This window comes from Paenarthrobacter sp. NPDC089988 (assembly GCF_044748465.1).
In the GTDB taxonomy this organism is placed as follows: domain Bacteria; phylum Actinomycetota; class Actinomycetes; order Actinomycetales; family Micrococcaceae; genus Arthrobacter.
In genome coordinates this window covers 47,437-72,833 of the sequence record NZ_JBIVGD010000019.1, presented here as the reverse complement: position 1 = coordinate 72,833, position 25,397 = coordinate 47,437, and the positions used below count along the sequence as shown (strand labels likewise).

Below are 25,397 nucleotides of genomic sequence, written 5' to 3'. Positions count from 1 at the left end.
AATGGTCCGGACTCCCACGAGGAGTCCGGACCATTTCTTTTGGGTTCAGTCAGGAATGCCCGACGGCGGACACACCGGTTTGGTTGTGGGGGCGCAGTTCCGTGAGGTCCAGCAGATTCTGCTCGATCAGCCGTCCTGCCCTGCGACAGAAGTCCGCAGGCTCCGCGGCAGCGTCTGGCTGCTCGGCGACCACCATGGAGACTACTCCGCAGTCCACCAGATCGTCCGCCGTGATGTGCAGGCTTTGGGCAAGTTCAGGCGCCCTGGAGGTGTCTCGGTGGAGTATGGCGCTGGCTCCTTCCGGTGCCAGCGGAGCAAGCCAGGCATTCCGGGCGCACAGGATCCTGTCGGCTGGAAGCAGCGCAATGGCGGCTCCTCCGGTCCCCTCCCCCATGATGAACGACAGTTTCGGCACGTCAACTATCGGGAGAAGAGCCAGGCACCGTGCAATTTCACGGGCCAAACCGCCCTGTTCAGCCTCAACGCTTAGCTCCGCGCCCAGCGTATCGATAACGGTCAGCAGCGGAAGCCCCAGCTTCGCGGCGCGCAACATGCCGCGTCGGGCTGTCGCCAGTTCCTGAGGGCCAATCATCCGCCCCGCATTCTGTATACGCCGATCCTGGCCCACCACAACGCAGCGGACGCTGCCGAAGGAAGCCAAAGCCACGGTCACGGGGCCGCTGTGCAGCACTTGTACGTCGTGCGCTGCTTCAGAGAGGAGTTCCCGGAGGCCGGGACGGTTCATGTTCCGTGAACGGAGGACAGCGTCCCAGGCTTTGTCGTCGGTGGCTGCCATTGGCCGGGCGGTGAAAATACCGCGGAGCGCGCCCGGCTCGACAGGACAAGCTCCTCGGTGGATTGTGCCGGGGTGCGGTAACAGCAAACTGTCCGCCAGCACGGCACGGAACTCTTCAAGGGGCACTACAGCGTCAACCACACCATGCCGCGCCAGATTCTCTGCTGTCTGGACGCCGGAAGGAAACGGCTTCCCGTGCAAGGACTCATAGACCCGCGGTCCCAGGAAGCCCAGCAAGGCACCCGGTTGGGCGAACGTCACGTGGCCGAGTGATCCCCAGGACGCCATGGCCCCGCCTGTGGTGGGGTGCCTCAGGTAGACGAGGTAGGGATGTCCAGCAGACTTATGGCTTTGCACCGCTGATGCGATGAGGGCCATGGTCAGGAAAGCCGGCGTTCCTTCCTGCATGCGGGTGCCACCTGAGGAAGGGCTAGCCAGTACCGGCAGTCCCTCAGCGGTTGCCCGCCGCAGGGCCTCAATGATTCTCGACGCGGTAGCCACCCCAACGGAACCGGCCAGGAAAGCGAACTCGCCGGCAATGATCACCACGGCCCGGCCGGCAACCGCGCCTATGCCGGTGAGCACGGCTTCATCCAACCCGCTGCGCCGCCTTGCGGATTCCAGTGCCGCCGAATACTCGTCCGCGTGCCCCGTGTGCCGGGGCGGGCTGTCCCATGAAACGAACGATCCGGGATCGACTATTTCCGCGATGAACTCTGAAGCACTAATAACGGGAGCTTTGGCGCCGGTCGGCGTAGGGCCGGCTTTCATGAAGCGGTATCCGACGCCAGCCAACTCCGGATGGCCTCACCATGGCGGTTCAACAGTGGCGGTGCCTTGTGCGTTGCCGGTGTGGTTTCGTGCTCACCGTGTTCTGTGGCTTCGAAGAACCGCAGTGGCGGACCGGGCAGCGTGATCGTGCCAAGAATGTCATGATCAACCTGCACGGCCAAGCCCTGCGACTGCACTTGGTCCCAGGCGTAGACCTCGTCCAAGGATCGGACTTTGCCCGCTGGGATGCCCGCCAACTGCAGCTTCCGCAGCAGTTCGGCCGCTGGATAGTCGGCAAACGCCTGCTCCACAAGGTTGATGGTCGCTGCACGGTTCCGGACCCTGAGTGCGTTCGTGGCACTGGCAGGAGCATCCGCATCCAGACCAAATGCCGCACAGAATTTACGCCACAACGCTTCACTGCCCACGCTGATCTGCACGGCGCCGTCCAGGCAGCGGAACAGTCCGTAGGGAGCGATCGATGGGTGGTGGTTTCCTTGGGCTTCGGGGACTTCCCCGGCGACCGTCACCCGGGTGCCCTGAAATGCATGGACACCCACGACGGCGGCGAGGAGCGAGGTGCGTACCACCTGTCCGCGTCCGGTTCGCTCGCGTTCAAGCAGTGCGGCGAGGAGGCCATAAGCGCCGTACATTCCGGACAGCAGGTCCGCGATGGGAACACCTACGCGTTGGGGGTCCTCCGGCCCGTTGCCGGTGAGGGACATGAGCCCGGCTTCGCCTTGGACGATCTGGTCGTAGCCGGCACGGCCACCTTCGGGTCCATCGTGGCCGAAACCGGTGATGGAGAGGATAACCAGTCGCGGGTTCAGATCCTGCATCGCTGCAGTCGAGAAGCCCAGCCGGTCCATGACGCCGGTCCGGAAGTTCTCGATGACCACATCGGCCCGTACCAGTAACTCCCGGAGAACGCTCCGGTCAGCTTCGGACTTCAGGTCCAGGCTGATCGACTCCTTGTTCCTGTTGCAGGAGAGGAAGTACGTTGCTTGGGGGTCGTCCTCCGGGCCGACGAAGGGTGGTCCCCAGCCGCGGGTGTCGTCGCCGGTGCCGGGCGCTTCGACTTTGATGACCCGTGCTCCGAGGTCGCCAAGCATCATCCCGGCGTGCGGACCAGCGAGTGCCCGGCTGAGGTCGACCACCAGCAGTCCCTGCAGGGGCCCGCGTGAGCGTTGTTGCCGGGTGTCCGGCTGCATGACGTGGCCCAGTTCCGCCGTCGTCATGCTCCGTCCCCTGCTGCGCGGCTGGTCGATTGTCGAAGCAGCGCCCGCCCGTAGTCATTGCCGTTGGGTGTCCGCACTATCGTGTGCATGTGGAAGGGGGCGGGTGTGTCGTTGTCCAGGAAAACGCCCGTGTGGTGGTCCAGTTCCAGGATGACCACGGGGCTCTGGATCCTGTAGTAGAAGGTTTCCTCCCCCTGCCAACCGCCGATCCAGGAGAACCAGGTGTCTTCGTAGTGTTCCTGGATCTCGCGGAGGCGGGACGCACGTGGCCCCGCCGGAAGGTAGGCGATGGAGTCGTCCACGATCTTGTCCAGGACCTGCACAGCGGTTGCCGGCATGGATGACACGCGGATGCCTTCGTAGGGAATGACCCGGTTGTCCTGGAAGCAGCCCGCCAGGTGCCGTTCATCCCCGGCGTGCAAGCGACCTTCCGGCATGGCCGGGTCCTGCATCTGCTGATAGACGATGGCGTCGGTGCGGAGCTCCGGGGTGAGTTCACCCATCAGCTCCCTGGCCCGCTGGATGCGTTCCTTAAACACGCTAACGCCCTGGTTGGGTCCCTCGTCGATGATGTCCGGCTCCGCCCCGAGGAACACGGGCGAAATGACCATCTGGCTGCCGATCACCAGGCAATTGAGCGCCACATGGTGACCAAACAACTGCCAGCCCCACGGTTCGGTTTCTGAAGGTTCTCCGTAGAGGGCGAAGTTGTAGCTGTACTCGTTCATGAGCAGTGGCAGGTCAATCAGGTTGCCCAGGAAGTCATTGATCCGCATCAGATCGCGGCAGAGCGCGTACCCCTCAGGGCTCAGGCTCGCCTCCACCACGGCCATGGCCGCATCGCGCACCACGGGGGCCAGTTCGTCCAGGCGGAGCCCGGTATCGTGCTGCATGAATTCGGGGTTGGCCCAGCTTTGCCATTCATGGGCGTCGGCTGCGTAGCACAGGCGGTCTTGCTGCGCGGACGCAAGCAAGGCCAGCAGCTTCTCTGCCGCGGCTACCATGTCCGACGTCGGAGCCTCCTCGCCCGGCCGGGCTTCGGCCAGCGTGAAGAGCCCCTTGCGGAGCACGCCGTCGTCGGTCACACCGACAAAAGGTTCGGGATACAGCTTCTTCCATCCCTCGATCATGGGGCCGGCAAAAGAATCGTCCTTGGCTGCCTCGGCATAGGCCCGTGCATCCAGGCCGTGCAGCTTCACGAGGCGAGGGTGGTCCGGCGCGTACAGGTAGTTACGAAATGACGGCGTCGACATGGGTGCCCTCCTTGAGTGTCTGGGGTTCGGCATGGATCCATCCGGCAGCAATTCGCAGGGCGTCAGCTGCCGTTTGCGGAGACGAACCCCGCCAAGCGACATGCTGGTCGGGGCGGACAAGCACCGCGTCCGCGGCCCAATGCTCCGACATGCGAGTCCCCCGGCTGTCTGTACCCACTGCCAGCACGGTCACGGGAATGCCGTGGTCGGCGGCCGCTGACAGGAAGGGAGCGTGGACACCTGCGACGTCGTCATCTGATAGGGATTGGGCGTCGACCAACAGAGTAAATCCTGCACCCAGGTGATCGTAAAGGGAGGTAGAGTCCGCCAGCCACGCGTGTGGCAACAGGGCCCCCGGAGTCGCCGAAGCTACATAGCGGATGGGATCTTCCGCCAGCACCGTCGATCCGTCCGGGACCACCACCGGCGATGCGGCGTAGTTGTACCCAAGGACCAAACCCAAGGAATCGAATTCGCTTTGCTTGACGCCCAGAGCGTCGTACGCGCGAGCCCTTGCAGCCTGACCCTCATCACCTTCACCTTCCAGAGCGGGATCTGCGAAGTGGTAAGCCAGCGCCTTGCCGTTGGCCGCGGCGTCGGAAATAGTCCGCTCAGCCACCGGCCGGCGCTCCAGACCGTAGCTGTCGAGCAAGTCCGGGCCGGCCCACCCGTCCAGTGCGGCTGCGATCTTCCAAGCAAGATTGGCGGCATCTCCGATGCAGGTGTTGAATCCGTGTCCACCCCAGGGCGGGTTCTGGTGGGCAGCATCGCCCACCAGAAACACGCCGTCGTGGCCGTAAGAGGGTGCCAGCAGCATGCGCGCGGTCCAAGGGTCGGTGGCGATCACGTCAACATCAACGTCGGCACCCACCAGAGAACACACCATCGCCGCCGGGGCCAGGTCCTGGTCCCCCACCGTTGCGTCGACACCTTGGACGATGGCCCACCAGGTCTGCTCCAAGTTCATGCGGCCCACCATGCCAGCTGTTCCCGGACCCAAAACCCAGTACTGCACCGCAGGATCCAAGGTGATGGTGTCGGCCAGGTCGCTGGAGCGGAAGAGGATGCTGATGTTGGAAAGCGCAGCAGATCCGCCCTCAAGCTGGATTCCCAGTCCGCGACGGACGGTGGACGAACCGCCGTCGGCCCCTGCCAGGAAGCTGCACCGAACAGTCCCGGTACTGCCTGCATGATCAGCCACAACCACCCGTTGCCCGCCCCCTTCCAAGGTGGCGAACTCCTCCACCCGGAGCCCGGTCAACAGCGTCACAAGCGGCGTCGCCGCCACCGCTTCGCGCAGCACAGTTTCCAGCACCGGTTGCGGCACCTGCTGCCCACATTCCGGCTGCGGTTCGTAGCGGCCGCTTTCCAACTGGAAGGCGTGGGGGAAGCGGCGGATTTCTCGGCCGGTCAAGGACGAACAGAAAATGACGTCCTGGGCGAAGTCCACGGGCAGAGGTGCCGCCTCCCGGAGCCGTGTGGCAAGGCCGATCCGGCGCAGGTGCGTCATGGTCCGTGCATTCGTTGTTTTGGCGCGCGGACGATCCTGGTCAATGAACGTGCGTGGCTCGATGATCACGCTGTGAATCCCCCGGTGGGCCAGGTCCAAGGCCAGGAACAGTCCGCTCGGACCACCACCGGAAATCAGGACCGGGACCTCATGGGGAAGATCGCTCAAACTAGCATGGTCGATGGCAGTCATCAGGCCCTCTCCCGCAGTGACGGTTCACCAACAGGTGTGACCAAGGTGCCAAGTTTCTCGATCTCGACTTCAACAGTGTCGCCTGCCTGCAGCAGCCACTGCGGCGTTCGCGCATAGCCGACCCCCTCGGGCGTTCCGGTGGCAATAACATCGCCGGGGTGAAGCGTAAAAGTTTCGCTGATCAGCGAGATGATGGCCGGGACGGAGAAGATCATGTCCCGGGTGTTGCCCTTCTGGACTTCGGTACCGTTCACCCGGGTGCGGACCTGGAGGCCGTCACGGAGGTCGCCGACGACGTCGCGGCTGACCAAGGGACCCAGGGGGCCGGTAAAGTCGCCGTTCTTGCCTAGTGTCCACTGCGACGTGAGCTTCTGGGCACGCCGGGCAGTGATGTCGTTGAAGGTCGAGTAACCAAACACCGCGTCTTCAGCTCCGGCCTCATCTACGGATTTCACGCGCTTTCCGATATAGGCGGCTACCTCTCCCTCCCAGTCGAGGCCCGCTTCGCCGCTTGGTACCGGAACGGGGACGTGCCCGACGGACAGCGAGGCTGTCCATCGGCCGAAGAGCGTCGGGTATGGCGGGAGTTCCTGGTCCTTGTAACTGCCTTCCGCTGCGTGGGCCTTGTAATTGAGCCCCACACAGATGACGCGTGCCGAGGCAGGAACCAACGGCACTTCGGTCACGTCCGCTCGATCCATGGCCACGGTGGAGTCCGTGATGATCGCGGCCGCCTTTTCATGCCAGCGGGCGGCGTCGGCCCAAAAGTCCGTGACCGCCGCCTGTGGAAAGACGGAACTACCGATGAGGGCTGCTACCCAGGTGCCGCCGTCGTGGTTGATACCTATGTACTGCATGTGGAGCCTTTCAGCTTCGCCCGGAGGCGGTTGTCGGTGGATGGGCACGGCAAATGGACCCCTCCGGGGGTTGCCGAAGCCGATGGTGCGGGAAAGTTAGGGTTGGCCGGACTGGCGGCGGAAGAACGAGACCGTAGCGGCGAGCGCCTTGTCGGCAGCGGCCGGACTTCCATTTTCGAGCCGCCACATGTGGTCGGCGTCGTCGAGGAGGAGGAGTTCGACGTCGGTACCGGCCTTTTCGAGCTTTTCGGCCAGCGATTCGGACTGCGCCGCGGGAACGAACCGGTCTGCTGTGCCATGGACCAGCAGGAAGGGTGGGGCGTCGGGATGAACGTAGCTTATGGGGCTGGCCGCTGCTGCCTTTGCAGGATCGCTGGCCAGGACTGCGCCTACCAGGTGTTCTTCGCGGGAGCCGGGATCGCTGGCGCGGGCGATTGCGTCGGGAAGGGCCTGTTCCCCCATGTGAACCAGATCAGTCGGCGGGTACCACGCGGCGACTGCGGCAACGCCGGTTCTGTCCTTGCCTGTGAGCCCGACCAGACTTGCCAAGTGCCCGCCTGCGGAGTCGCCCCAGGCGTAGATGCGGTTCGGATCAACACCGTACTGGCGTGCGTGGTCCCTCAGCCATTGGACTGCGGTCAGCGCATCATGGAGCTGGGCGGGGAACTGCGCTTCGGCGCTCAAGCGGTAGTCGGCCGATGCCACAACAAAACCGGCGTCAGTAAGGACGTCGAAAGGTGCCAGGCCGAAGCCGTCGCAGACGGGGCCCAGTGAGGATCGCTCCCCTACGCGCCAGCCGCCACCGTGGAAATGTACGACGGCGGGCCGCAGGTTCTTGGCGTCGGCATCTTCCGTGGCGGGTTCCGGCAGGTAGAGATCGAGCAGCAGTGGGCTCGAACCGTCGTCGCCGGTGCGGGCAAACTCGATGCCCTTCAAGTGGCGGCCGTCCGTCATCGTCGACTCCCTCTGCTTTGTTGGCCGGATTCTCGATGTTCCTGGCCTGTCCTTTAAGGATGTCGAATACTGGCCCCAACCAGAACCTTCGATTTCAATCATTGGAACCACCAGCGATTGCCAGTTCAGTTCCCAGGAACGCCAGCCCCCGCTGGACGATGCCCAGCGCTGCGGAGTGATTGAGGTAGCCGTGGGTGGCTCCAGGTTCGAGTCTGAACGCTACAACGGTGCCCGCGTCGCGAAGTCTCTCTGCATATAGTTCAGCTGAAGGTCGGAGGTCGTCGTACTCACACGCCAGAATGGCCGCAGGCGGCAAACCCGAAGGATCGGCGTGCCCGGGCACGGCATACGAGGACGCCATGCTGGCCGGGCCGCCGATGTAGTTTTCCATGATGGCCGTGCAGTCCTCGGCCGAAAAGCGCAGGATGGGCGGCAGGGACGCCATCACTCCGGACGGCACGTCGAGAGGCGGCAGCGCCGCGTGCAGAAACGGGTAAGCCAAAAGCATCTTCGCCGGCAACTGCATGCCGATGTCCTTCAAGTACATGGCGGCCCCCGCTGCAAGGTTGGCTCCCGCGCTGGCACCGCCAAGGCACAGCTTGCCCGGGTCGATTCCAAACCGTTGCGACTGTTCACAGGCCCAGAACCACGCAGCCAGGACATCTTGGTGCGGCACGGGGAAATGAACTCCGTCCCTGGCCAGCCGGTAGTCAACGGAAATGACAACGCCACCGGTCCTGGCCACGAGCTCTCGGGCCAATTGGTCGGCTTCGCGCATATGCACGTCACCGCCGGCGAAGCCCCCGCCGTGCAGCCAGACCAACCCGGGGACGCCGCCGTCGTCAGCTTTGCCCCGAAGCGGGCCGTACACGCGCAGCCGAACGTGGCCGTTCGGACCTGGTGCGTGGGTCTCCGCCACGGGGACATCGGGAGGCGAATAGGGGAGCCCGGCACCGCTGAAGGCCTCGAGCCTGTCCGCACCTGATGGATCGGCGAGCAACTCGGCGAAAGACGGGGCTCCGGCCACCGGCTCCATCAGCTCACTGAGCTCGGCGTCGAGGCTCATGGTTGCAGGAGTTCCTGGCGGAGGAAGTCAATTGACGTACGGAGGATCCGGTCTATGTGGTCCTCTGCGAAGAAGAAGCAGTGATCGGCGCCCTCTACAGAGATCAGTTCGTTTCGGACATTCACCTGGTTCAGCGCAGCGGATAGGAGCTGGCTTTGGGCAAGGGGAACCAGGCCATCGCTATCGCCGTGGATCAGCAGGAAGGGCGGAGCATCAGCGGTGACGTAACCCAAGGGACTGGCGGCATCCAACAGGGCGGGTTCAGCCACGCCACCCACCAACATCGTGCCAGGGTCCAACGATGTTCCTTCCGGCACGGCGGCAAGCAAAGGACCTTTCAGCAACTCTTCGACTCCTTGGCGTCGCTCCACGTGCGTGAGCGATGAGATGCCGTAAAAGTCCACCACTGCGCTTACGGAGCTTGGATAGCCCTGCACGCCCAGACCTCCCTCGAGGTCTTCGCGTGTTCCTGTGAGCCCCACCATGGCGGCCAGGTGGCCGCCTGCCGATTCTCCCCATACGCCGATCCGTTGCGCATCGATGCCAAAGACTTCCGCGTAGTGCCGGAGGTACCGGCCCGCGGCTTTGATGTCGTGCAGCTGGGCCGGGAACGGCGCTTCCAATGAGTGCCGGTAGTCCACTGTGGCACACGCGATTCCTGCCTCGTTCAGAAGGTGGAACACCGAGTTGGGAGCGAAGGTGGGTGGTAGTTCACGGCGGTCCCCCAGCTGGAAGGCGCCTCCGTGAATCCAGACCACCAACGGGACCGCTGCCCCCGTCGCCACCCGTGGCAGCCAGACGTCCATGGATAACCGCCGGAAACCGACGGCGATCGCATAGCTTAGCTCGCGGTGAAGCAGCGATGTCTCCGACACTTCCTCGGGCATACCGGGAGCGTGAAAAGCGGGAAAGGGTGGCGGGGTGGGTGCGCGATAAGCGGTGTCTGCTGCTTCGATCGACAAGGTTGGCTCCTGGATTGTTGAAATGTTCAGGCGTAGTGGCACGCGACGTCTGCTTCGCCCACGCGCCGTAGGGCCGGGCGTTCGGTGGCGCAGAGCTCGGTGGCCAGGGGGCAACGCTGCCGGAAGGGGCACCCGCCTGGTGTGGCGTCGACGGCAGCGGCTGTTCGGATCCCCATGGACTCGCGGACAGCACGGCGTTCAGCTTGCTCCGCTGGCCGCGGCACAGGTGACGCCGCGACCAAGGCCTGGGTAAAGGGATGCTTCGGTGATTCAGTGACTGCTGCGGCAGGACCCGATTCCATCACCTGCCCGCGGTAAAGGACCACCACCCTCTGGGCCAGGAATTGGACCACGGAGATGTCATGCGCGATGAACAGGTAGCTCAGGCCGCGCTCGTCACGCAGGTCTGCCAAGAGGTTCAATACCTGCGCCTGCGTGGAGAGGTCCAAAGCGCTCACTGCTTCGTCACACACCACAAGCTGTGGCTCGCAAATCAGCGCACGTGCCACGGAGATGCGTTGCCGTTGGCCTCCGGAGAACTGGCTAGGATACCGGTCCACGGCTTCCCTTGGCAGGCCCACGCGTTCCAGCATGTCCTCTGCCTTGATCCGCGCCTCCCCGCTGGCGATACCGCGGACACGCAAGGGTTCTGCCAAGGAGGCACCGATGGTCTTCCGCGGGTTCAGCGAGGAGTTGGGGTCCTGGAAGACGGCGCGGAGTTCACCGCCAATGGACCGGCGTTTACCGCTGCCCGCGTGCGTGATGTCTTCACCTTGGAAGGCTACGGAACCACCGGATACCTTCTGAAGACCGAGAAGTGCTTTGCCGATGGTGGACTTTCCAGAGCCCGACTCCCCCACGAGGCCAACCGTTTCGCCCGGCTGGATGGCGAAGCTGACGCCGTCGACGGCCGCCGGTGCGGCTGCGGCCTTCCGTCCCCGACCGTAACGGACTACGAGGTCTTTGACCTCAAGCATGGGCTTCGGTCGAACAGCCGTATCGGAGGGACCCAACAGCGGGGTTTCGATGCTCATGCCATGTCCTTTTCAACGATATCCATTCTGTGCCGGGCGGGAACATCCGACGGAACTGCGTGCTCTGACGCGACGTCGGTGAGCACCCACGCCAGTCCTTCCATGGCCAGTTCGTCGGCCTTGACGCAGCGCACCAAGCCAGATTCCCTTCCCGAGGGAACCAGTGGCACAGGTACCAGGCAGGCAGATCCTGCGAACTGGCAGCGTGCGGCGAACCGGCAACCGGTGGGCCAATCCTTGGGCTGCGGAACCTGGCCTTTGATGGTGGCCAGGCGCTCGGGCATGTCGTGCGCAGTGTTCGCATGGGGATCGGCCGCAAGGAGTGCCAAGGTGTACGGGTGCCGCGGGTTGTCCAGGATGCTGGCCGTGCGGCCGTTCTCCACTACTTGGCCGGCGTACATGACTGCAACCTGGTCGCAGATGTCGGCCACGACGCCGAGGTCGTGTGTCACCATGACCACGGACATGCCCGTGTCCTTCACGAGCGACCGTAGGAGGGAGAGGATTTCAGCCTGGACGGTGACGTCGAGGGCGGTGGTGGGTTCGTCGGCAACCAGCAGCCTTGGATTGCCGGTCAAGGCCAGGGCGATGGCGACGCGCTGGGCCATGCCGCCCGAGATCTGGTGCGGGTAAGCCTTGAGGATGCGCTTCGCGTCGACGATTCCCACCTTTCCCAGCAGGCTCAGTGCCTCCGCCTTGGCTTCGTTCTTTCCCACTGAGCGCAGTCTGCGAACGGCTGAGGTCAACTGGTAGCCAACAGTGAACATGGGGTCCAGGGCCCGCATGGGTTCCTGGGAGATCAGGGCGATGTCCCGTCCCCGGATACTTTCCATGTCCTTGTCCGTGGCGGCGGCCAGGTTCTTGCCGTTCCAGAGAATCTGCCCGCCGCTGACAGCGACGCCGGAGGGCAGCAGCCCCATGAGGGACAAGGCGGTCATGGTCTTACCGCAGCCGGACTCGCCTACCAGCCCCAGGACGGTTCCAGGCTCGACGTCGAAGGAGACGTCCGTGACCAGTGGTGTTCCGCCGTCGACCGCCACGGAAAGACCGCGGACGCTCAGCTTACCGGCCTCCGGGGCATCGTCAACACGGGGGGCAGCTGCCGCCGCGGCAGCAACTTGGGCTGCCCGCTTGCGGCGGGCAGCGGCGGAGGGAAGATGCGGTGCCATGGCGTTGGGAGCCTTGCCCAAGGCGTTGCCGATCGCGTTGGCGGACAGAACCGTCAAAGCCAGCACAACGCCGGTGGGAACCATCAACCATGGGGCGTCGTAGACGTGCTGTGACGCGCTCTGGATCATTCCGCCCCAGCTGGGCTTTGGGAGGGGAGGTCCGAAACCAATGAATGCGAGGCCGGCTTGGATCAGGAGGCCGACAGCGAAGATCAGCGCCGATTGCACCACGATGGTGGTGGCGAGGCCGGGCAGCACGTGGCGGGCACTGATGGCGAGTGGGCTCAGTCCATCCACCTTGGCCGCATCGACGTACAGCTGGTTCTGCAGGGACTTTGCCTGGCCGAGCATCACTCGGTAGATGCCGGCTGAGATCAGCACGCCAAGAATGGCCATGATCAGGGGGATGTTGGTGCCGACGGCCCCGATAACGGCAAGAATGATGACAGTGCCAGGCAACGACATCATGATCTCGGTGACCCGGCTGATGAGCCCTTCGGCCCGCTGGCTGTTGGCTGCCGTCAAGGCCAGCAGGGTTCCAAGCCCGACGCCGACAATCACGGTGATGAATGACGTCCCCAGCGTCTCGGCTGCTGAAGCGAAGATGCGGCTAAGGATGTCACGGCCCAATTCGTCCGTGCCCAGCCAGTGTGTGGCAGTCGGTCCGGAGAGGACGGCAGTGAAGTCCTGGTCCTCAGTCTTGAAAGGCAACCACCACGGCGCCGTGAGGGAGGCTACGATCATGGCCGCAAGCCAGAGGGTGCCTGCCACGCCCGCTGGCGAAGTAAGCAGCCGGTGGCCTGAGAGCTTGGTCAGGCCCGTCTTACGTGAGGTACTGGGGAGAGTGGGGATCATGAGGCACGCAACTTCGGGTCAAGGAATTTGGTGGCGAGTTCAAGCACCAGGTTCACGGCAACCACCACCACCGTGGCGATGACTACGACCCCCTGAACGGCTGGCGCGTCGTGGGTGCTGACGGACGTCTGGACGGCCTGGCCAAGGCCGGGCATGGCAAACAGCTGCTCCGCGATGACGGAGCCGCCGAAAAGGCCGATGAACTGCAGGGCGATACCGGCCACGATGGGCAGGCTCGCGTATCGGAGGGCGTGGATGTAGAGAATTTTCCACGTGGGTGTGGCTGTGGCCCGGAGGGTTCGGATGTGTTCCTGCTGCAGGGCTTCGAGCATCGACGCGCGGGTTTGGCGGGCGATAAACGCCGCTCCGCCCACAGCCAGAGTGACGACGGGCAAGGCAAGGGACATGGCCCACTCCTGCGGCGAAACCTCAAACGGCACATAGCCGGTGGCTGGGAAAACGGATGACTGGACGGCGAAGAGGTAGACGAAGATGACGCCGATCCAAAAGGCGGGAAGTGCCACAAGAAGTCCGACGAAACCGCCGATCAGCTGGTCGAGGAAACCGCCGCGGACAGCGGCCGTGACTCCGAGGAACACGCCAAAGACGGCACTGATAACCGTGGCCCCTGCGGCGAGGGAAGCAGTGACGGGAAGCCTGTTGGCCAGATCGGCACTGATCGACCGGCCATCGATGAGCGAGTTCCCGAGGTTGCCTTGGATGGCGTCGCCCAGCCAGCGGAAGAACTGCACCACCAGCGGATCGTTCCATCCGAGGCTTTGGTTCAACTGGTCGATAGCCTCCTGCGAGGCGCCTGCTCCCAGAGCCACAGCGCCGGGACTGCCAGGCATGGCGTGGACCAGCAGGAACGCCAGCACCGCCACCACCAGCACGGTGGCCAGCGCCATCAGCAGGCGCTTGGTGACGAACATAGCCATGGTGACCTCCATTGGTCGGGGCCTGGCGCCGATCCCCTACGGGAGTCGGCGCCAGGCCTATTGGTGAATCAGTTGGTGGGTGCGTAGGAAGAGAGCAGCGGGTACACGTTGCTTCCAGCGAACTTCACCTGCTGGACCTTCTTGGTGTTGTAGCCCTGGTTGGTCAGTGACTCATAGAGCGGAATCATCCAACCGGACTCCACCAAGCGGGTGTTGAGCTTGGTCAGGGCAGCCTTCTTGGCGGCGTCATCCTTGGCGGCAGCAGCCTCGGCAGTGGCTGCATTCAGCTGTTCATCCGTGGCTTTCTGGACGTTGGTGAAACCGCTCAGGACGGCCCCGTACATCAAACCAACCGGGTTGTCCCAGCCAAGCGGGGCGTAACCCAGCGGGGTGGTTGCTACCGCGGCGAACGCCTCATCCGTGGAGGCTGCCAGCTTGACGTTCATGGTGATTCCGACGGCGGCGAGGTCCTTCTGGACTGCCTGAAGATCTGTTTGGGTCTGTGGGCCCGCGATGATCGTGAACTCAAAACCGCTGCCATAGCCAGCTTCTGCCAGGAGGGCCTTGGCCTTGGCGGGATCGTAGGCATATGTCTTGTTCAGGTCCTCCGAGTAACCAGCGGAGTCTTTGGGCAGGGCGTTCCACGCCGGGATGTCGCCCTTGTGGAGGGCATCGACCAAAGCCTGGCGGTTGATGGCGTACTGGAATGCCTGGCGCACCTTCTCGCTCGCGAACGCCGGTGCGGTCTTCCCGATCTTGTCGAAGGAAATCATGGTCTGGACCGTGCCGCCAATCTGCGACACGCCCACTCCCTTGGACTTGGCGAAGTCAACAGTGGGAGACGTCAGGGAAGCGACGTCCGCCTGGCCCGAGACCAGTGCGTTGGCGCGGGCCTGAGGGTCCATGATGACGCTGAACGTGATCTTGTTGTAGGGGTATTTGGAGGCGTCGGGGTTCTTGTCGTTCTTGGTGAAGACGTACTTGTTGCCCTTGACCGTGGTCGCGGTGTCCAAGGTGTAGGGCCCTGAACCGTCCGGAGTGGTGGCCAGGCTCGCGGTGTCCGTGACGGCGTTCTTACCTACGATCATGCCCAAGGTCGAGGTGAGGTTCTTCTCGAATCCAGGCTGTGCCTTGGCGAAGGTAATGGCCACTTGGGTAGGGCTCACAACATCAACCGAAGTGACCTCCTGTGCACCCCCCTTGGCGATGGCCGAGTAGGCGCTGAGGGCGGTGTCACTGCGGCGATCAAGATTCGCCTTGACCAATGCCGCGTCCAAGGTGGAGCCGTCAGTGAAGGTAACCCCTTCCTTGAGGGTAAGAGTCAGCACGGTGTTATCGGCGTTGTAACTGAACTCCTTCGCCAGGCCCGGTCCCACGCTGCCGTCGGGCTGCAGCGTCATCAGGTTCTCGTACAGGCCCTCGAAGAACTGCCGCTGCGCGTCCGATACCCGCAAGGGGTCGTAGCCGAACGATGCGCTGTCGCTGTCGGTAGCGATGGTCAGTGTGCTCTTGTCCACGGTGGACGTGGCGGCAGTGCCGCCTCCGCAGGCTGTCAGGGATCCCAGAAGGAGCGCCCCGGCCAGGACGGCCGCGCTCCGACGTGCAGGTGAGTTGAGGAGATTCATGTGCTGCGCCTTCGCATTCGTGATGGAATCGTGTGTCGAGATGAGGAACCGGTGGCCTGGATAGGGTCTGCTTTGACCTTGTGCGGGCCGACCCGTCGGCGCCCTCTCGTCAGATGGCTTCCGGTGACCGGCTTCTTCAAGAGTCGTGGGCGAACAGCACGTTCCCCCACGTGTATTTCATTGGTTGAAACAGTATTGTGGTGGAAGTCACTTCCCGGATTGAAAGGATTCAGCCGAATGGCCGTCGAGAATGGGAACGCCGCCGAAAAACCGCAACGCGGCGGGCGACCCAAGCAGGGCGAACCCGTGATCGATCGCGCACTGAGCTTGCTCGCCGTCTTCAGCGACCGCCGTCGTGCCTTGACCCTGTCCGAAATGGCGCGGCTGGCCGGGATGCCGGCCCCTACGGCACTGCGGCTGATAGCCCGGTTAGTGGCATGGGGGGCCTTGGAGCGCCTGGAGGACGACCGTTACGTCGTCGGCGTCCGGCTATGGGAGGTGGCATCGTTGTCGCCGCGCGGTCACGGCGTCCGGGAGATCGCCCTGCCCTACCTTGAGGACCTTTTCGCCGTCACCCGCCATCACGTACTGCTTGCCGTGCGGGACAGGAACGAGGCCGTCTTGATCGAGCGGTTGTCGTCCAAGGAGGCAACCGAAGTCGCTTACCGCGTCGGCGGGCGCGCGCCGTTAAGGTCGACGGCGGTGGGCCTGGTCCTGCTGTCGGGTGCAGACGCTGACTTCCAGGAGCTGGTCATCAGCCAACCGCCCGATGTCGAAGCCGGCGTGGACTCCATGCCCGAAGGCCAGTTGAGGCGCACACTGTCCGATGTCCGCCGAACAGGCGTGGCCATGATCCGACGATCGGCACCGTCGCGGACCGTATCCGTAGCCTCCCCCATATTCGGCGCCGAAGGGTCCGTGGTGGCAGCACTGTCAATTGTGGTACCCGACGGCGCGACGCCACCCAACGTGTTGGCTCCCGCCGTACAGGCCACAGCCAGGGCTGTGTCGCGAAACCTGGGTTACAGCCCCGAGCCCAGTGGAAGCGTGCGAATGCGCTAAAGGCTATCGGCTGCACCCGCGTGTTCTGGAGCCAGGAGGGAGCGGGCGAGGCGCCGGGAGTAGTCGCGGATACCCTCAACGAGATCGAGATTTCCGCCTGACAACACCCACTGGAGTTGCAGTCCGTCACTGACGGCAATTATCTCCCGGGCGCATGCTGTCGCGTTGAAATCGGGCCGCAGGTGCCCCCTCCCGACCCCCTCGTCCAGTCGCTGCGCGGTCTCATGCACGGCCCTGTCGTACCAGGAGGCGTAGAGTTCGTGCGCCGGGGTGGTTGCATCAGCGGCCTCCGAAGAGATCAGCACAAACAACTCGATGAGACCCGGCTCCCTGGCCAGTTCACGCGTGGAGTCCACCATATTCCGGAACACGGCCGCGGGATCCTCGGCATGCTCGTCCCAGCGCGAGCCCCACCAGGTAGCCGTCTGCTCAAGCCTCCGCTCGGCGACACCCAGCAGAAGGTGCTTCTTGGATCGGAAGTGATGCATGAGACCGCTTTCACTGAGCCCCACATCCGCTGCCACCTGGGATAAGGGCACCCTGTGATAGCCGGACGCAGCAAAGAGCCTCGTTGCCGCATCGAGGATCTGGGTGCGTTTGGCCCGCCCCACCTCATAGCTTCCAGTTTTCCGCCGCGTTCGCATGCTTCAGGGTAGCCATTCATGGACCTAAATAAAAACAGTGCTTACTCGGTTTTTATGTTCTAGCATTGGATCAATCCGGCAATTAGGCCGATTTCTTCAAGGAGTTGCCTGTGATTGACCTTCAGCCTTCCGCCCAAGTGTCCCTGAGCGGCGCCACGTGGATTTCGCCAAGCGAAAAGACACCCACCGAGCCCGGCCATCGGCCGGCATACTGGCTCCGCGGTCACTTCACCTGGGGCCCTGAGGACGGTCCGGCAACAGTCCATGCCACTGCCCACGGCATCTACGAATTGTTCGTCAACGGCACCCGCGTGGGCCACGAGGAACTGACGCCTGGTTGTACGTCCTACCGGAAACGCCTCCAGGTGCAGTCATGGGATATCACTCCCCTGCTGGCCGCCGCCGAAGAGAACGAGGTCTCAGCCCTGCTGTCCGACGGCTGGTTCCGCGGCCGGCACGGCTTCGAACGCCGCGCCAACGGGTTCGGAGCAGAGACTGCCTTCCTCGGCGCCATCCGGACGGACCGTAGGACCCTCCTCACGACAGGCCCGCAGTGGGCATCCCGGGAAAGCCACATCACACGCGCCGACCTCATGGACGGCCAGGCCACTGATTTCCGGCTCCATTGCTCCCTGGGCGAAGGTACGACGCCGGATGGCTGGCTTCCCGTGGTGCCTCGCCGAAATGGGCTGTACGCCGACCGGCAACGCCTTGTCATCCAAACCGAACCCGGCGTGCGACGAATCGAAGAACTTCAGCCCGTTGCGGTGACGTATCCCATGCCGGGCCGCACAGTGGTGGACTTTGGCCAGAACATCAATGGTTGGGTCCGGTGGACAACGCTGGGACCCAGCGGGACGCGAACCCGGCTTGTCCACGGGGAGGTCCTGGACGATACCGGTTCTGTCACGACAGAACACCTTCGAGCCTTCGAATTCGCATCAGGGGCGAAGTTGCCCGCAGGCCAAGTGGATGAGGTCATTTCCGCGGGACGTGCCGGGGACGTCTTCGAACCACGGCACACGACACACGGCTTCCGATACGTGCAGCTCGACCGGGACGGCGACGCCCCCACGCCAGGCGACATTACCGCCGTCGTTGTCCACTCGGATCTGGAGCGGACCGGCCACTTCGAGTGCAGCGATCCCCGCCTCAACGCCCTCCACGACGCCGTGCTCTGGAGCTTCCGCGGCAACGCCTGCGACGTTCCCACCGACTGCCCCCAGCGGGAGAGATCCGGCTTCACCGGCGACTGGCAGGTGTTCGTCGACACCGCTGCCCTCATGTATGACGTCTCAGGGTTCAGCGCCAAGTGGTTGAGGGACTTGGCGTCGGACCAGTGGCCGGATGGTCGGGTGCCAACGGTCGTGCCGAACCCGGCAGGCGATGGCCCGTCTGGCAACGCCTTTGAAGACCTCGCCGCAGGGTCGGCGGGCTGGGGTGACGCAGCCGTGTTTGTCCCGTGGTCGCTCTGGCGAGCATACGGTGAAGATACCTTACTGGCCGAGGCGTTCCCGCCGATGTGTGCCTGGGTTGACTACGCAGCAGGGATCGCATCCTCGGCGCGTCACCCGGAGCGGGCTGCGCGGCGCCCCGTTCCCCTGCCCCACGAGCAGTACCTGTGGGACACGGGCTTTCACTTCGGCGAGTGGCTCGAGCCTGATACTCCGCCAAACCCGGACCCCACCCGCGACCACGGAATCCTGGCCACCGCCTACCTGCACCGTTCCGCCAGCCTGCTCGCCGCAGCAGCCAGAGTACTCGGCAACGCCGAAGCAACATCACGTTACGGCGCACTAAGTGCCAACGCACTCGCAGCATGGCAAAAGGAATACCTCGACCACCACGGAAGACTCAGGGAGGAGTCCCAAGGCCACTATGTGCGGGCACTGGCTTTCGGGCTGGTACCTGAACACTTGCGGCCTGGCACCGCGGCCAGGCTCGTGGAATTGATCCAAGCCAACGGCGGCCGGCTGGGCACAGGCTTCCTGGCGACAGGGATGTTGCTGCCCGTCCTGGCCGACCATGGATACTTGGATGTCGCCTATGATCTCCTGCTTTCAACAGAGGAGCCGTCATGGCTGGGGATGCTCGACGCAGGAGCAACGACCATGTGGGAGTGGTGGGACGGCGGTTCCGGTACCACAGCCAAGGGCTCCCTGAACCACTACAGCAAGGGGGCCGTGGCGTCGTTTCTCTACACCCATGTGGCCGGCATCCGCCTGCCGGACAACCCCGACGCCGAGCACGCCGCCTATCGCTCAGTGACCATCGCACCGCAACCTGGAGGCGGCATCACATCCGCGAGTGCCGCCGTCGAGACCTTCCGCGGCCGGGTCAGTGCGGCATGGACGATGAAGGCCGGAAAGTTCGATCTCACCATCGAGCTGCCAGCTGGGTCGAGGGCAACGGTGAAATTACCGGACGGAAGCAGACACACAGTTGTTGGTGGACAGCATCAGTTCGACTGCACCTGCCGCTGAATGTTCGAAATCGGGCAGGATCTTGGACGAGGCACTGGACGGCGGTGAAGCCAACCTGACGGAATATCCGTTATCGGCGTTCTGTCCGAGGTGTCGTTAGGGGACAGAATCGTGCATTAGACGGGTGTCGGGTCTGGCCGTGTCGGTCGAGCCGGAGCAGGCCTTCTGGGGCTGATTTGCGCGAGTCTTGGCCATTGACGAGGCGAGTTGCGTGGCTCACTGCGTTTGCGGTGTCTGGCTACGGGTACGTATCCGGCATGCAGTCGTTGATCCCGATTAGTGTTGTGTGGTGACTTATGCGCTGCATGCTGAACCCGTGACCGAGACGTTCCTGACTATCGAGCCGAGTATCCTCTACTTCGGCACACCCGTCGTGCTGATATCCACGACAAATCCCGACGGAACAACCAACCTCGCACCGATCTCATCGGCCTGGGCTCTAGGCCACACCGTGGTGTTGGGCATCGGCACCGACGGGCAGACCGTGTCCAACCTCCGCGAACAGCCCGAGCTCGTCATCAACGTCCCGTCACCGGACCTGTGGGAGCACGTTGAGCGCCTGGCCCCGCTGACCGGACGCTTCCCTGTCCCGTCCACGAAGCCGCACGGCATGAGGTTCCAGCCGGACAAGTTCACCGCCGCCGGGCTGACACCCCTGCCCTCCGACACGGTGAACCCGCCGCGAGTCGCCGAATGTGCCCTTCAGCTGGAAGGAACAGCACTCAGCCTTACCGAAGGCTCAGCAGGAGGTTTCGTAATCGTCGAGGTCGCAGTCAGCCGCGTGCACGCGGCCGCCGAGATCGTCGTTCCCGACACCCAGCACATCGACCCGACCAAATGGAGCCCGCTGATCTACAACTTCAGACACTACTTCGGACTCCACCAGCAACTCGGCCACTCATACCGAACCGAAACCCCTGTCTCGGGGGCCGTTTCCTGATCCATCGCCCGCAACCCGCTACCAGGCATTCCCCCGGTGTCCACTGGGTCTCAGGCCGGGATGACTACCAGAAACCACGGACCTGACCCCGCGACCTCTCAGCCGGAACCGGCCACCCCGGGACGGCGACGCAACGGCTCGTAGCTTGACGGAATCACGGTTATCGGCGTTTCGTCGAAAGCGTCACAGGGAGAGAGAATCGCGCATTCATTGATGGCTTGCTGGTCAGATGAACGACGTGGATCTGCCTGGTCACGTCCTTAGGGTTGGTCAGCGCTTACTTGACTGCAAGCATCCGTATCCTCGGTGCCTGGCAGGATGGACCGGCCGCCGCGTTGTGCATCAAAAGAAAACCCGCGACCTGGATGCCTCCTGGGCCACAAGTTTGACTTCACAGCTGACTGCGGCCCGCGTTCGGCCGCTCTTCCCCATTCGATCGGGCTCGGAGGTTTGGGTCCGCCGACGCTGGGACTCGGCATCATCGGCTCTCAAAATTCCGAAACGAGGTCTTTGACCTCTGTCTTGCGGGCCGGCGATTGCCGAGCAGACAGATAGTTGTGTGAGACCGCTGCCATGGTCGAGTCGAAGCGGTAGATGAGTGGACTGGCAATGGGGATGTTCAGGTGCGCCAGGTCCTCATCCGGAGTTCGGTCCAGATGCCTGACGATGGCGCGGAGGGAATTGCTGTGCGCCACGACAAGTACTGTCTTACCTCGGCGGAGATCGTTTTTTATCTCGTTTTCCCAGTATGGGAGTACCCGGTGGCTGACGTCTCTGAGACTCTCTGACATGGGCGGGACCCCTGAGCCTTCGCCATAGCGGGGGTCAAATGGATCGACGCTTTCGCGGCTGGGTGGCGGTGTTCCTTCCCAGGATCGCCGCCACCAGTCAAGGTGGGTGCCTCCGTACTTTGTGACAGCATCTTCGCGTCGTTGACCTTGGAGGAGTCCGTAGTGTCGTTCGTTGAGCCGCCATGTCCGTTTGCTGTCCACCCACGAAGATTTGGCCGCCGCAAGCACGTGGTTGGCCGTCTGAATGGAACGTACGAGACGGGATGTGTGGGCGACGTCGGGGAAGATGTTGGCTGCCGAGAGTAATTCTCCGACCCGGTGTGCCTCCATTATTCCGGTTGAGCTCAGCGGCACATCCGCCCACCCCGTGAAACGGTTCTCCTCGTGCCAGACGGTCGTACCGTGCCGCAGGAGTATCAAGGCTCCGGGAAGTAAAGATGCCTTCCGGGTGCGATACGCCGTTGCCATGCCCACGGTGCGTGTGCTCCCCCGGCCGGCAGCATCCGCAGCCGACCCGTCAGAGAGCATGATGTTCCCTGGTTAGCCCGAACGGTACGGAATCACTCAAATCCACGGTGAATGATCCGTAGTCCAGTCTGGTAACCAGAATGCCCTGCGTTCCGTTGCGCATTGCTGCTCGCTTGGCGACAATGACGGCGGCGTCCAGCCGAGCTTCCATGTTCGATCGCGTCGTTGCTGTCACCGAAATGGGCAGGTTCGCTGTGGTCTGCATGGGTTCCTCATCTCCCATCTGTTCCGGAGTGCAATACCGGAGATTTGTGTATGGTCCGTGGCTCCCGCCCCGGGGGGCCGGAGCCACGGACCGGCCGTGCTATTTGGCGGCCAGTTGGTTCTCAAAGGTGGACTGCTGGGCAGTCCACTTGCTTTCGATGTCGGAGCTTGGGAAGAACAGCGGCTCTTGGAAGCCTGCGTTGACCATTTCCTTGAATTTGCTGTCCGATGCGGCTTTTTCGACCGCGGCTTCAATCTTCTTGATGGTCTGTTCGGATGTTCCCTTAGGCGCGGAAACGGCGAGATAGCCGTTGATGTCAATATCGATACCGAGTGACTTGAACGTCGGAACGTCCGGCAGGAAGGGGTCCTTCGATCCGCCAAAAATGCCGATCGCCCGGAAGTCGCCGTTCTTTACCCCCGGCACAACGGTGGTTCCTCCGCCGACGATTGCATCGACCTTGTTGCCCAAGAGTGCGGTTGTCTTGTTGCTGCCGCTGTCAAAGGGGACGATGTTGAACGTTACGCCTGCAGACTTTGCTGCTGCCTGGACACCGAGCTGCTCGTCATCTCCGGCTACGCCTACCGTGATCTTCCCCGGGGTGGCTTTCGCGGCCTCAAGCAGATCCTTTAGGGAAGTATGAGGGCTCTTCGCGCTGACTGCGAAGTAATTGGTGGTGCGCGCCATCCCTCCGATGGGGACGAAACTTTCCTTCGTGTACGCCGCGCCCCGGTCTTTCACCAGATAAGTCGGGATCGTGGAGGGCAGGTTGGTGAAACCAATGGTGTACCCGTCAGCAGGAGCGTTTGCCAGTGCGGTGAGTCCGATCTGTCCACCGGCTCCAGGTGTGTTGATGACCTCGACGTTCGTTCCGAGCCCCTCGGCGAGAAGCGGTGCAAAGGCCCGCGCTGTAATGTCCGTCGTGCCGCCTGCGGCAAAGGGGACGATGAGCTTCACGGTTGAACCGGATTTAGGGTAGTCCACGTCTGTGGCCGGCGCCGTTTCCGGAGCGCAGGCCGTAAGAGCGAGAGCTGCTGTTGCCATGACGGCAAGGATGAGCTTCTTCATTGAATCTCCTGGGAAAGGTACTGCGATGTGCAGTGAAAGTGGATTGCATGTTTTCCTGCACCCGTTTGTTATGCTGCAAGAAACATGCGTTCATGTCAAGGGTTAGTTTTGTGTGATGGCAATGGGCCGACCAGCCGCGGTCGACGGCAGGAGGAGGAGACGTACGTGAGTTTCAGGGAAGCACTCAAGAATGCTCCGGGCACGCTCACCAGTTCCGAGCTCCGAATCAGCGAGGTCCTTCTAGGGGATCGCCGGGGCGCCCCGTTGTACACCGCTGCACAGTTGGCTGAGGTGGCCAATGTGCACGAATCTACGGTGGTCCGGTTCGCCCAGAAGCTGGGCTATTCCGGCTATCTGGCGCTTCGCTTGGAGCTGGCGTCGGACAGCGTGGGTCCCAGCAGGCCGTCGAAAAAGCAGCCGGGGTTGGAAGAAACCTCGCTCGCGCAGGTTCTCCGGGGGCAGATCGAAGTGCTTGAGAAGGTGGAGGAACATGTGCCTCAAGCCTCCATCGATGGTGCCATGAAGGCGCTTTTGGCCGCGGATAGGGTATTCATTGCGGCTAATGGGCTGACGGGCCCGTTGGCGGACTTCTTTGCCAGGAAAATTGCCTTGCTGGGCATCCCGTCAACGGTGATCCACCAGACCGGCAACGAACTGGGCCATCAACTGGGAACGGTTCGACCCGCTGACATTGTGGTCTTTTTTCTCCTTTCTTCCGAATATGAGGCCATGAAGGGCTTTGAGGGTGCCCTGCTGGAGCAGGGAACCACGGTGGTGCTGGTGACCGACCAGCCCATCCTCGCCCTGCACCCGCAGGCGCCCTTTGTTCTTGCCGTGCCGAGGTCGGAGCTTAACCACGGTGTCTTCGTCGTTCTTGCAACGATCGGCTACGCCATGGACTACTCCCTCATGCAGCAGCTCGGGACTGCGTCGGTCAGGGAGGCCTAGTCTTGCAGAAGGAGTTCACGCTCCTTCTGCACCTTGGCTTTGCGGCTGCCGAGTATCCGCGCGAGGAGCGCTCCGCCCATGGACGCAACGGCCAGGATGAGCAGTGTCAGCGAGATACCGCTTTGCAGAAACGTCGATGGGTCCCCGCCGGAGATTGCCAGTGCTCTCCGGAGATTGCTCTCCATCAGGTCACCAAGCACGATGGTCAGTGCCATGGGCGCCAGAGGAATGTCGACTTTCCGCATGAGGTAGCCAATGAGCCCGAAGATGATCAGGACGCCGATGTTGAACACGTTGCCGTCCAGTGTGTAGGCGCCAAGGATCATGAACCCGAAAACCACGGCATACAGCACCGGGAAGGGTGTTTTCAGGAACGACACCCACACCCTGACAAGGGGGATGTTCAGGATGAGAAGGATGACATTGCCTACGAACATGCTGGCGATGATGGTCCAGGCAACATCGGGTGAGTCTTGGAAGAGCAGCGGACCGGGGATGAGTCCGTTGACGATGAAGGCGCCCATAAGGATTGCCGTCGTGGCAGAGGTAGGGACGCCCAGGGTGAAAAGCGGGATCATTCCGGCGATGGCGAGGGAGTTGTTGGCCGTTTCCGGACCGGCGACGCCCTCGATGGCGCCCTTGCCGAACTCGGATTTCCTTCTGGAGACGGCTTTTTCGAGGGTGTAGGAGGCAAAGGACGTGGCCGCTCCGGGCGATCCAGGAAGGAGCCCGAAGAAGAATCCAAGCGGGGCGCCGCGCAGGATCGGTCCGACCGAGCGCCGGAAATCGGTGCGTGTTGGCCAGATCTTTCCTACTGGAAGGGCGCGTCCGAATTTGGTGGAGTGGTCGACTGTCGTTAGCAGTTCGGAGACGCCGAAGAGTCCCATGACCACGGCGATGAAGTTGATTCCGTCCAGCAGGGGTGCCTGCCCGAATGTGAACCGGGGAACGCCGGCCAAGGGGTCGATTCCGACGATACCGATGCCCAGCCCGATAACGGCACTGATCAGTGCTTTGACCATGGACTTCCCTGCAAGCCCGATGACCAGGCTCAACCCCAGGAGGGTGAGGGAGAAGAACTCGGTCGGTCCGAATGCCAGGGCGAACTGGGACAGGGGCGTTGCGACGACAAACCCCAGGAGCCCGACAATGCAGCCGACGAAGGACCCCACGGCTGCGATGGTCAGAGCCGCTCCTGCCCGTCCTTTGAGGGCCATCTGATACCCGTCGATTGTGGTTGCGACAGAGGATGTTTCCCCTGGAACGTTCAGCAAGACGGCGGTGATTGTCCCTCCGTAGCTGGCCCCGTAGAGGATGGCGGCCAGCATGATCAGGGCGGGGACTGGGCCCAGCGCAAAGGTTACCGGAAGCAGGATGGCTACGGCCGCGGCCGGGCCAAACCCTGGCAGGATGCCCACGAGCATCCCGAGGATGCAGCCGATCAGGGCCAGAAGCAGGTTTTCCCAGGTGAGCACGGCCACGAAGCCGTTGAGAAGTTGTTCAAACAT

General features: G+C 63.1%; 21 protein-coding genes and 1 pseudogene. 4 read left to right on the top strand and 18 right to left on the bottom strand.

From position 1 onward, the window contains the following. Positions 1-49: 49 nt before the first annotated feature. The 12 genes from ACIPV6_RS19450 to ACIPV6_RS19395 all read right to left on the bottom strand — a co-directional run bounded on the left by ACIPV6_RS19450 (position 50) and on the right by ACIPV6_RS19395 (position 15,220). On the bottom strand, positions 50-1,567 hold the full coding sequence (locus ACIPV6_RS19450; RefSeq protein ID WP_400272458.1) for a carboxyl transferase domain-containing protein: 1,518 nt from the start codon (positions 1,565-1,567) through the stop codon (positions 50-52). Beyond that, entirely contained in the window at positions 1,564-2,805 is a 1,242-nt protein-coding gene (locus ACIPV6_RS19445; RefSeq protein ID WP_400272457.1) for a CaiB/BaiF CoA transferase family protein, read from the bottom strand. Before ACIPV6_RS19445 ends, ACIPV6_RS19450 begins: the two co-directional genes overlap by 4 nt. Next, positions 2,802-4,058: a DUF3500 domain-containing protein gene (locus ACIPV6_RS19440; RefSeq protein WP_400272456.1), complete on the bottom strand. Its 1,257-nt coding sequence runs from the start codon at positions 4,056-4,058 to the stop codon at positions 2,802-2,804. Before ACIPV6_RS19440 ends, ACIPV6_RS19445 begins: the two co-directional genes overlap by 4 nt. Continuing rightward, complete coding sequence (locus ACIPV6_RS19435) at positions 4,036-5,736, bottom strand: FAD-dependent monooxygenase (protein WP_400272455.1); 1,701 nt, start codon at positions 5,734-5,736, stop codon at positions 4,036-4,038. Before ACIPV6_RS19435 ends, ACIPV6_RS19440 begins: the two co-directional genes overlap by 23 nt. A 23-nt stretch (positions 5,737-5,759) precedes the next feature. Then, complete coding sequence (locus ACIPV6_RS19430; RefSeq protein ID WP_400272454.1) at positions 5,760-6,617, bottom strand: fumarylacetoacetate hydrolase family protein; 858 nt, start codon at positions 6,615-6,617, stop codon at positions 5,760-5,762. Between the two features lie 96 nt (positions 6,618-6,713). Continuing rightward, positions 6,714-7,571, bottom strand: a complete 858-nt coding sequence (locus ACIPV6_RS19425) for an alpha/beta hydrolase fold domain-containing protein (protein WP_400272453.1) — start codon at positions 7,569-7,571, stop codon at positions 6,714-6,716. Positions 7,572-7,665: 94 nt separating this feature from the next. Next, complete coding sequence (locus ACIPV6_RS19420; protein WP_400272452.1) at positions 7,666-8,637, bottom strand: alpha/beta hydrolase fold domain-containing protein; 972 nt, start codon at positions 8,635-8,637, stop codon at positions 7,666-7,668. Next, entirely contained in the window at positions 8,634-9,524 is an 891-nt protein-coding gene (locus ACIPV6_RS19415) for an alpha/beta hydrolase fold domain-containing protein (protein WP_400272451.1), read from the bottom strand. Before ACIPV6_RS19415 ends, ACIPV6_RS19420 begins: the two co-directional genes overlap by 4 nt. A 101-nt stretch (positions 9,525-9,625) precedes the next feature. Then, positions 9,626-10,633, bottom strand: coding sequence for an oligopeptide/dipeptide ABC transporter ATP-binding protein (locus ACIPV6_RS19410; RefSeq protein ID WP_400272450.1), 1,008 nt, complete (start codon positions 10,631-10,633; stop codon positions 9,626-9,628). After that, on the bottom strand, positions 10,630-12,657 hold the full coding sequence (locus ACIPV6_RS19405) for a dipeptide/oligopeptide/nickel ABC transporter permease/ATP-binding protein (protein WP_400272449.1): 2,028 nt from the start codon (positions 12,655-12,657) through the stop codon (positions 10,630-10,632). Before ACIPV6_RS19405 ends, ACIPV6_RS19410 begins: the two co-directional genes overlap by 4 nt. Continuing rightward, positions 12,654-13,607, bottom strand: coding sequence for an ABC transporter permease (locus tag ACIPV6_RS19400; protein ID WP_400272448.1), 954 nt, complete (start codon positions 13,605-13,607; stop codon positions 12,654-12,656). Before ACIPV6_RS19400 ends, ACIPV6_RS19405 begins: the two co-directional genes overlap by 4 nt. Before the next feature lie 56 nt (positions 13,608-13,663). Continuing rightward, positions 13,664-15,220: an ABC transporter substrate-binding protein gene (locus ACIPV6_RS19395; RefSeq protein ID WP_400272447.1), complete on the bottom strand. Its 1,557-nt coding sequence runs from the start codon at positions 15,218-15,220 to the stop codon at positions 13,664-13,666. A gap of 237 nt (positions 15,221-15,457) precedes the next feature. On the opposite strand from ACIPV6_RS19395, the gene ACIPV6_RS19390 reads away from it, so the two are divergent. Continuing rightward, positions 15,458-16,282: an IclR family transcriptional regulator gene (locus tag ACIPV6_RS19390; RefSeq protein ID WP_400272446.1), complete on the top strand. Its 825-nt coding sequence runs from the start codon at positions 15,458-15,460 to the stop codon at positions 16,280-16,282. Here the strand turns inward: ACIPV6_RS19390 and ACIPV6_RS19385 are convergent. Together ACIPV6_RS19385 and ACIPV6_RS19380 are read right to left on the bottom strand one after the other, a co-directional pair. Next, positions 16,279-16,770 (bottom strand): TetR family transcriptional regulator C-terminal domain-containing protein, encoded by a 492-nt coding sequence (locus ACIPV6_RS19385; RefSeq protein ID WP_400272484.1) that lies wholly within the window; start codon positions 16,768-16,770, stop codon positions 16,279-16,281. The genes ACIPV6_RS19390 and ACIPV6_RS19385 overlap by 4 nt on opposite strands. A 24-nt stretch (positions 16,771-16,794) precedes the next feature. After that, positions 16,795-16,926 (bottom strand): annotated as a pseudogene (locus tag ACIPV6_RS19380) (TetR family transcriptional regulator); the annotation flags it as partial. Between the two features lie 110 nt (positions 16,927-17,036). On the opposite strand from ACIPV6_RS19380, the gene ACIPV6_RS19375 reads away from it, so the two are divergent. Together ACIPV6_RS19375 and ACIPV6_RS19370 are read left to right on the top strand one after the other, a co-directional pair. Continuing rightward, complete coding sequence (locus ACIPV6_RS19375) at positions 17,037-19,409, top strand: family 78 glycoside hydrolase catalytic domain (RefSeq protein ID WP_400272445.1); 2,373 nt, start codon at positions 17,037-17,039, stop codon at positions 19,407-19,409. Between the two features lie 289 nt (positions 19,410-19,698). Next, complete coding sequence (locus ACIPV6_RS19370) at positions 19,699-20,349, top strand: flavin reductase family protein (RefSeq protein WP_400272444.1); 651 nt, start codon at positions 19,699-19,701, stop codon at positions 20,347-20,349. Positions 20,350-20,837: 488 nt separating this feature from the next. Here the strand turns inward: ACIPV6_RS19370 and ACIPV6_RS19365 are convergent, their stop codons facing one another. The 3 genes from ACIPV6_RS19365 to ACIPV6_RS19355 form a co-directional block, all read right to left on the bottom strand. Next, a complete protein-coding gene (locus tag ACIPV6_RS19365; RefSeq protein ID WP_400272483.1) occupies positions 20,838-21,608 on the bottom strand; it encodes a 2,3-diphosphoglycerate-dependent phosphoglycerate mutase in 771 nt (256 codons plus the stop codon). Positions 21,609-21,657: 49 nt separating this feature from the next. Further along, positions 21,658-21,873 (bottom strand): hypothetical protein, encoded by a 216-nt coding sequence (locus ACIPV6_RS19360; RefSeq protein WP_400272443.1) that lies wholly within the window; start codon positions 21,871-21,873, stop codon positions 21,658-21,660. A gap of 99 nt (positions 21,874-21,972) precedes the next feature. Further along, positions 21,973-22,941, bottom strand: a complete 969-nt coding sequence (locus ACIPV6_RS19355) for a tripartite tricarboxylate transporter substrate binding protein (RefSeq protein ID WP_400272442.1) — start codon at positions 22,939-22,941, stop codon at positions 21,973-21,975. A gap of 165 nt (positions 22,942-23,106) precedes the next feature. On the opposite strand from ACIPV6_RS19355, the gene ACIPV6_RS19350 reads away from it, so the two are divergent. Continuing rightward, complete coding sequence (locus ACIPV6_RS19350) at positions 23,107-23,889, top strand: MurR/RpiR family transcriptional regulator (protein WP_400272441.1); 783 nt, start codon at positions 23,107-23,109, stop codon at positions 23,887-23,889. Here the strand turns inward: ACIPV6_RS19350 and ACIPV6_RS19345 are convergent. Next, entirely contained in the window at positions 23,886-25,397 is a 1,512-nt protein-coding gene (locus tag ACIPV6_RS19345; protein ID WP_400272440.1) for a tripartite tricarboxylate transporter permease, read from the bottom strand. The genes ACIPV6_RS19350 and ACIPV6_RS19345 overlap by 4 nt on opposite strands.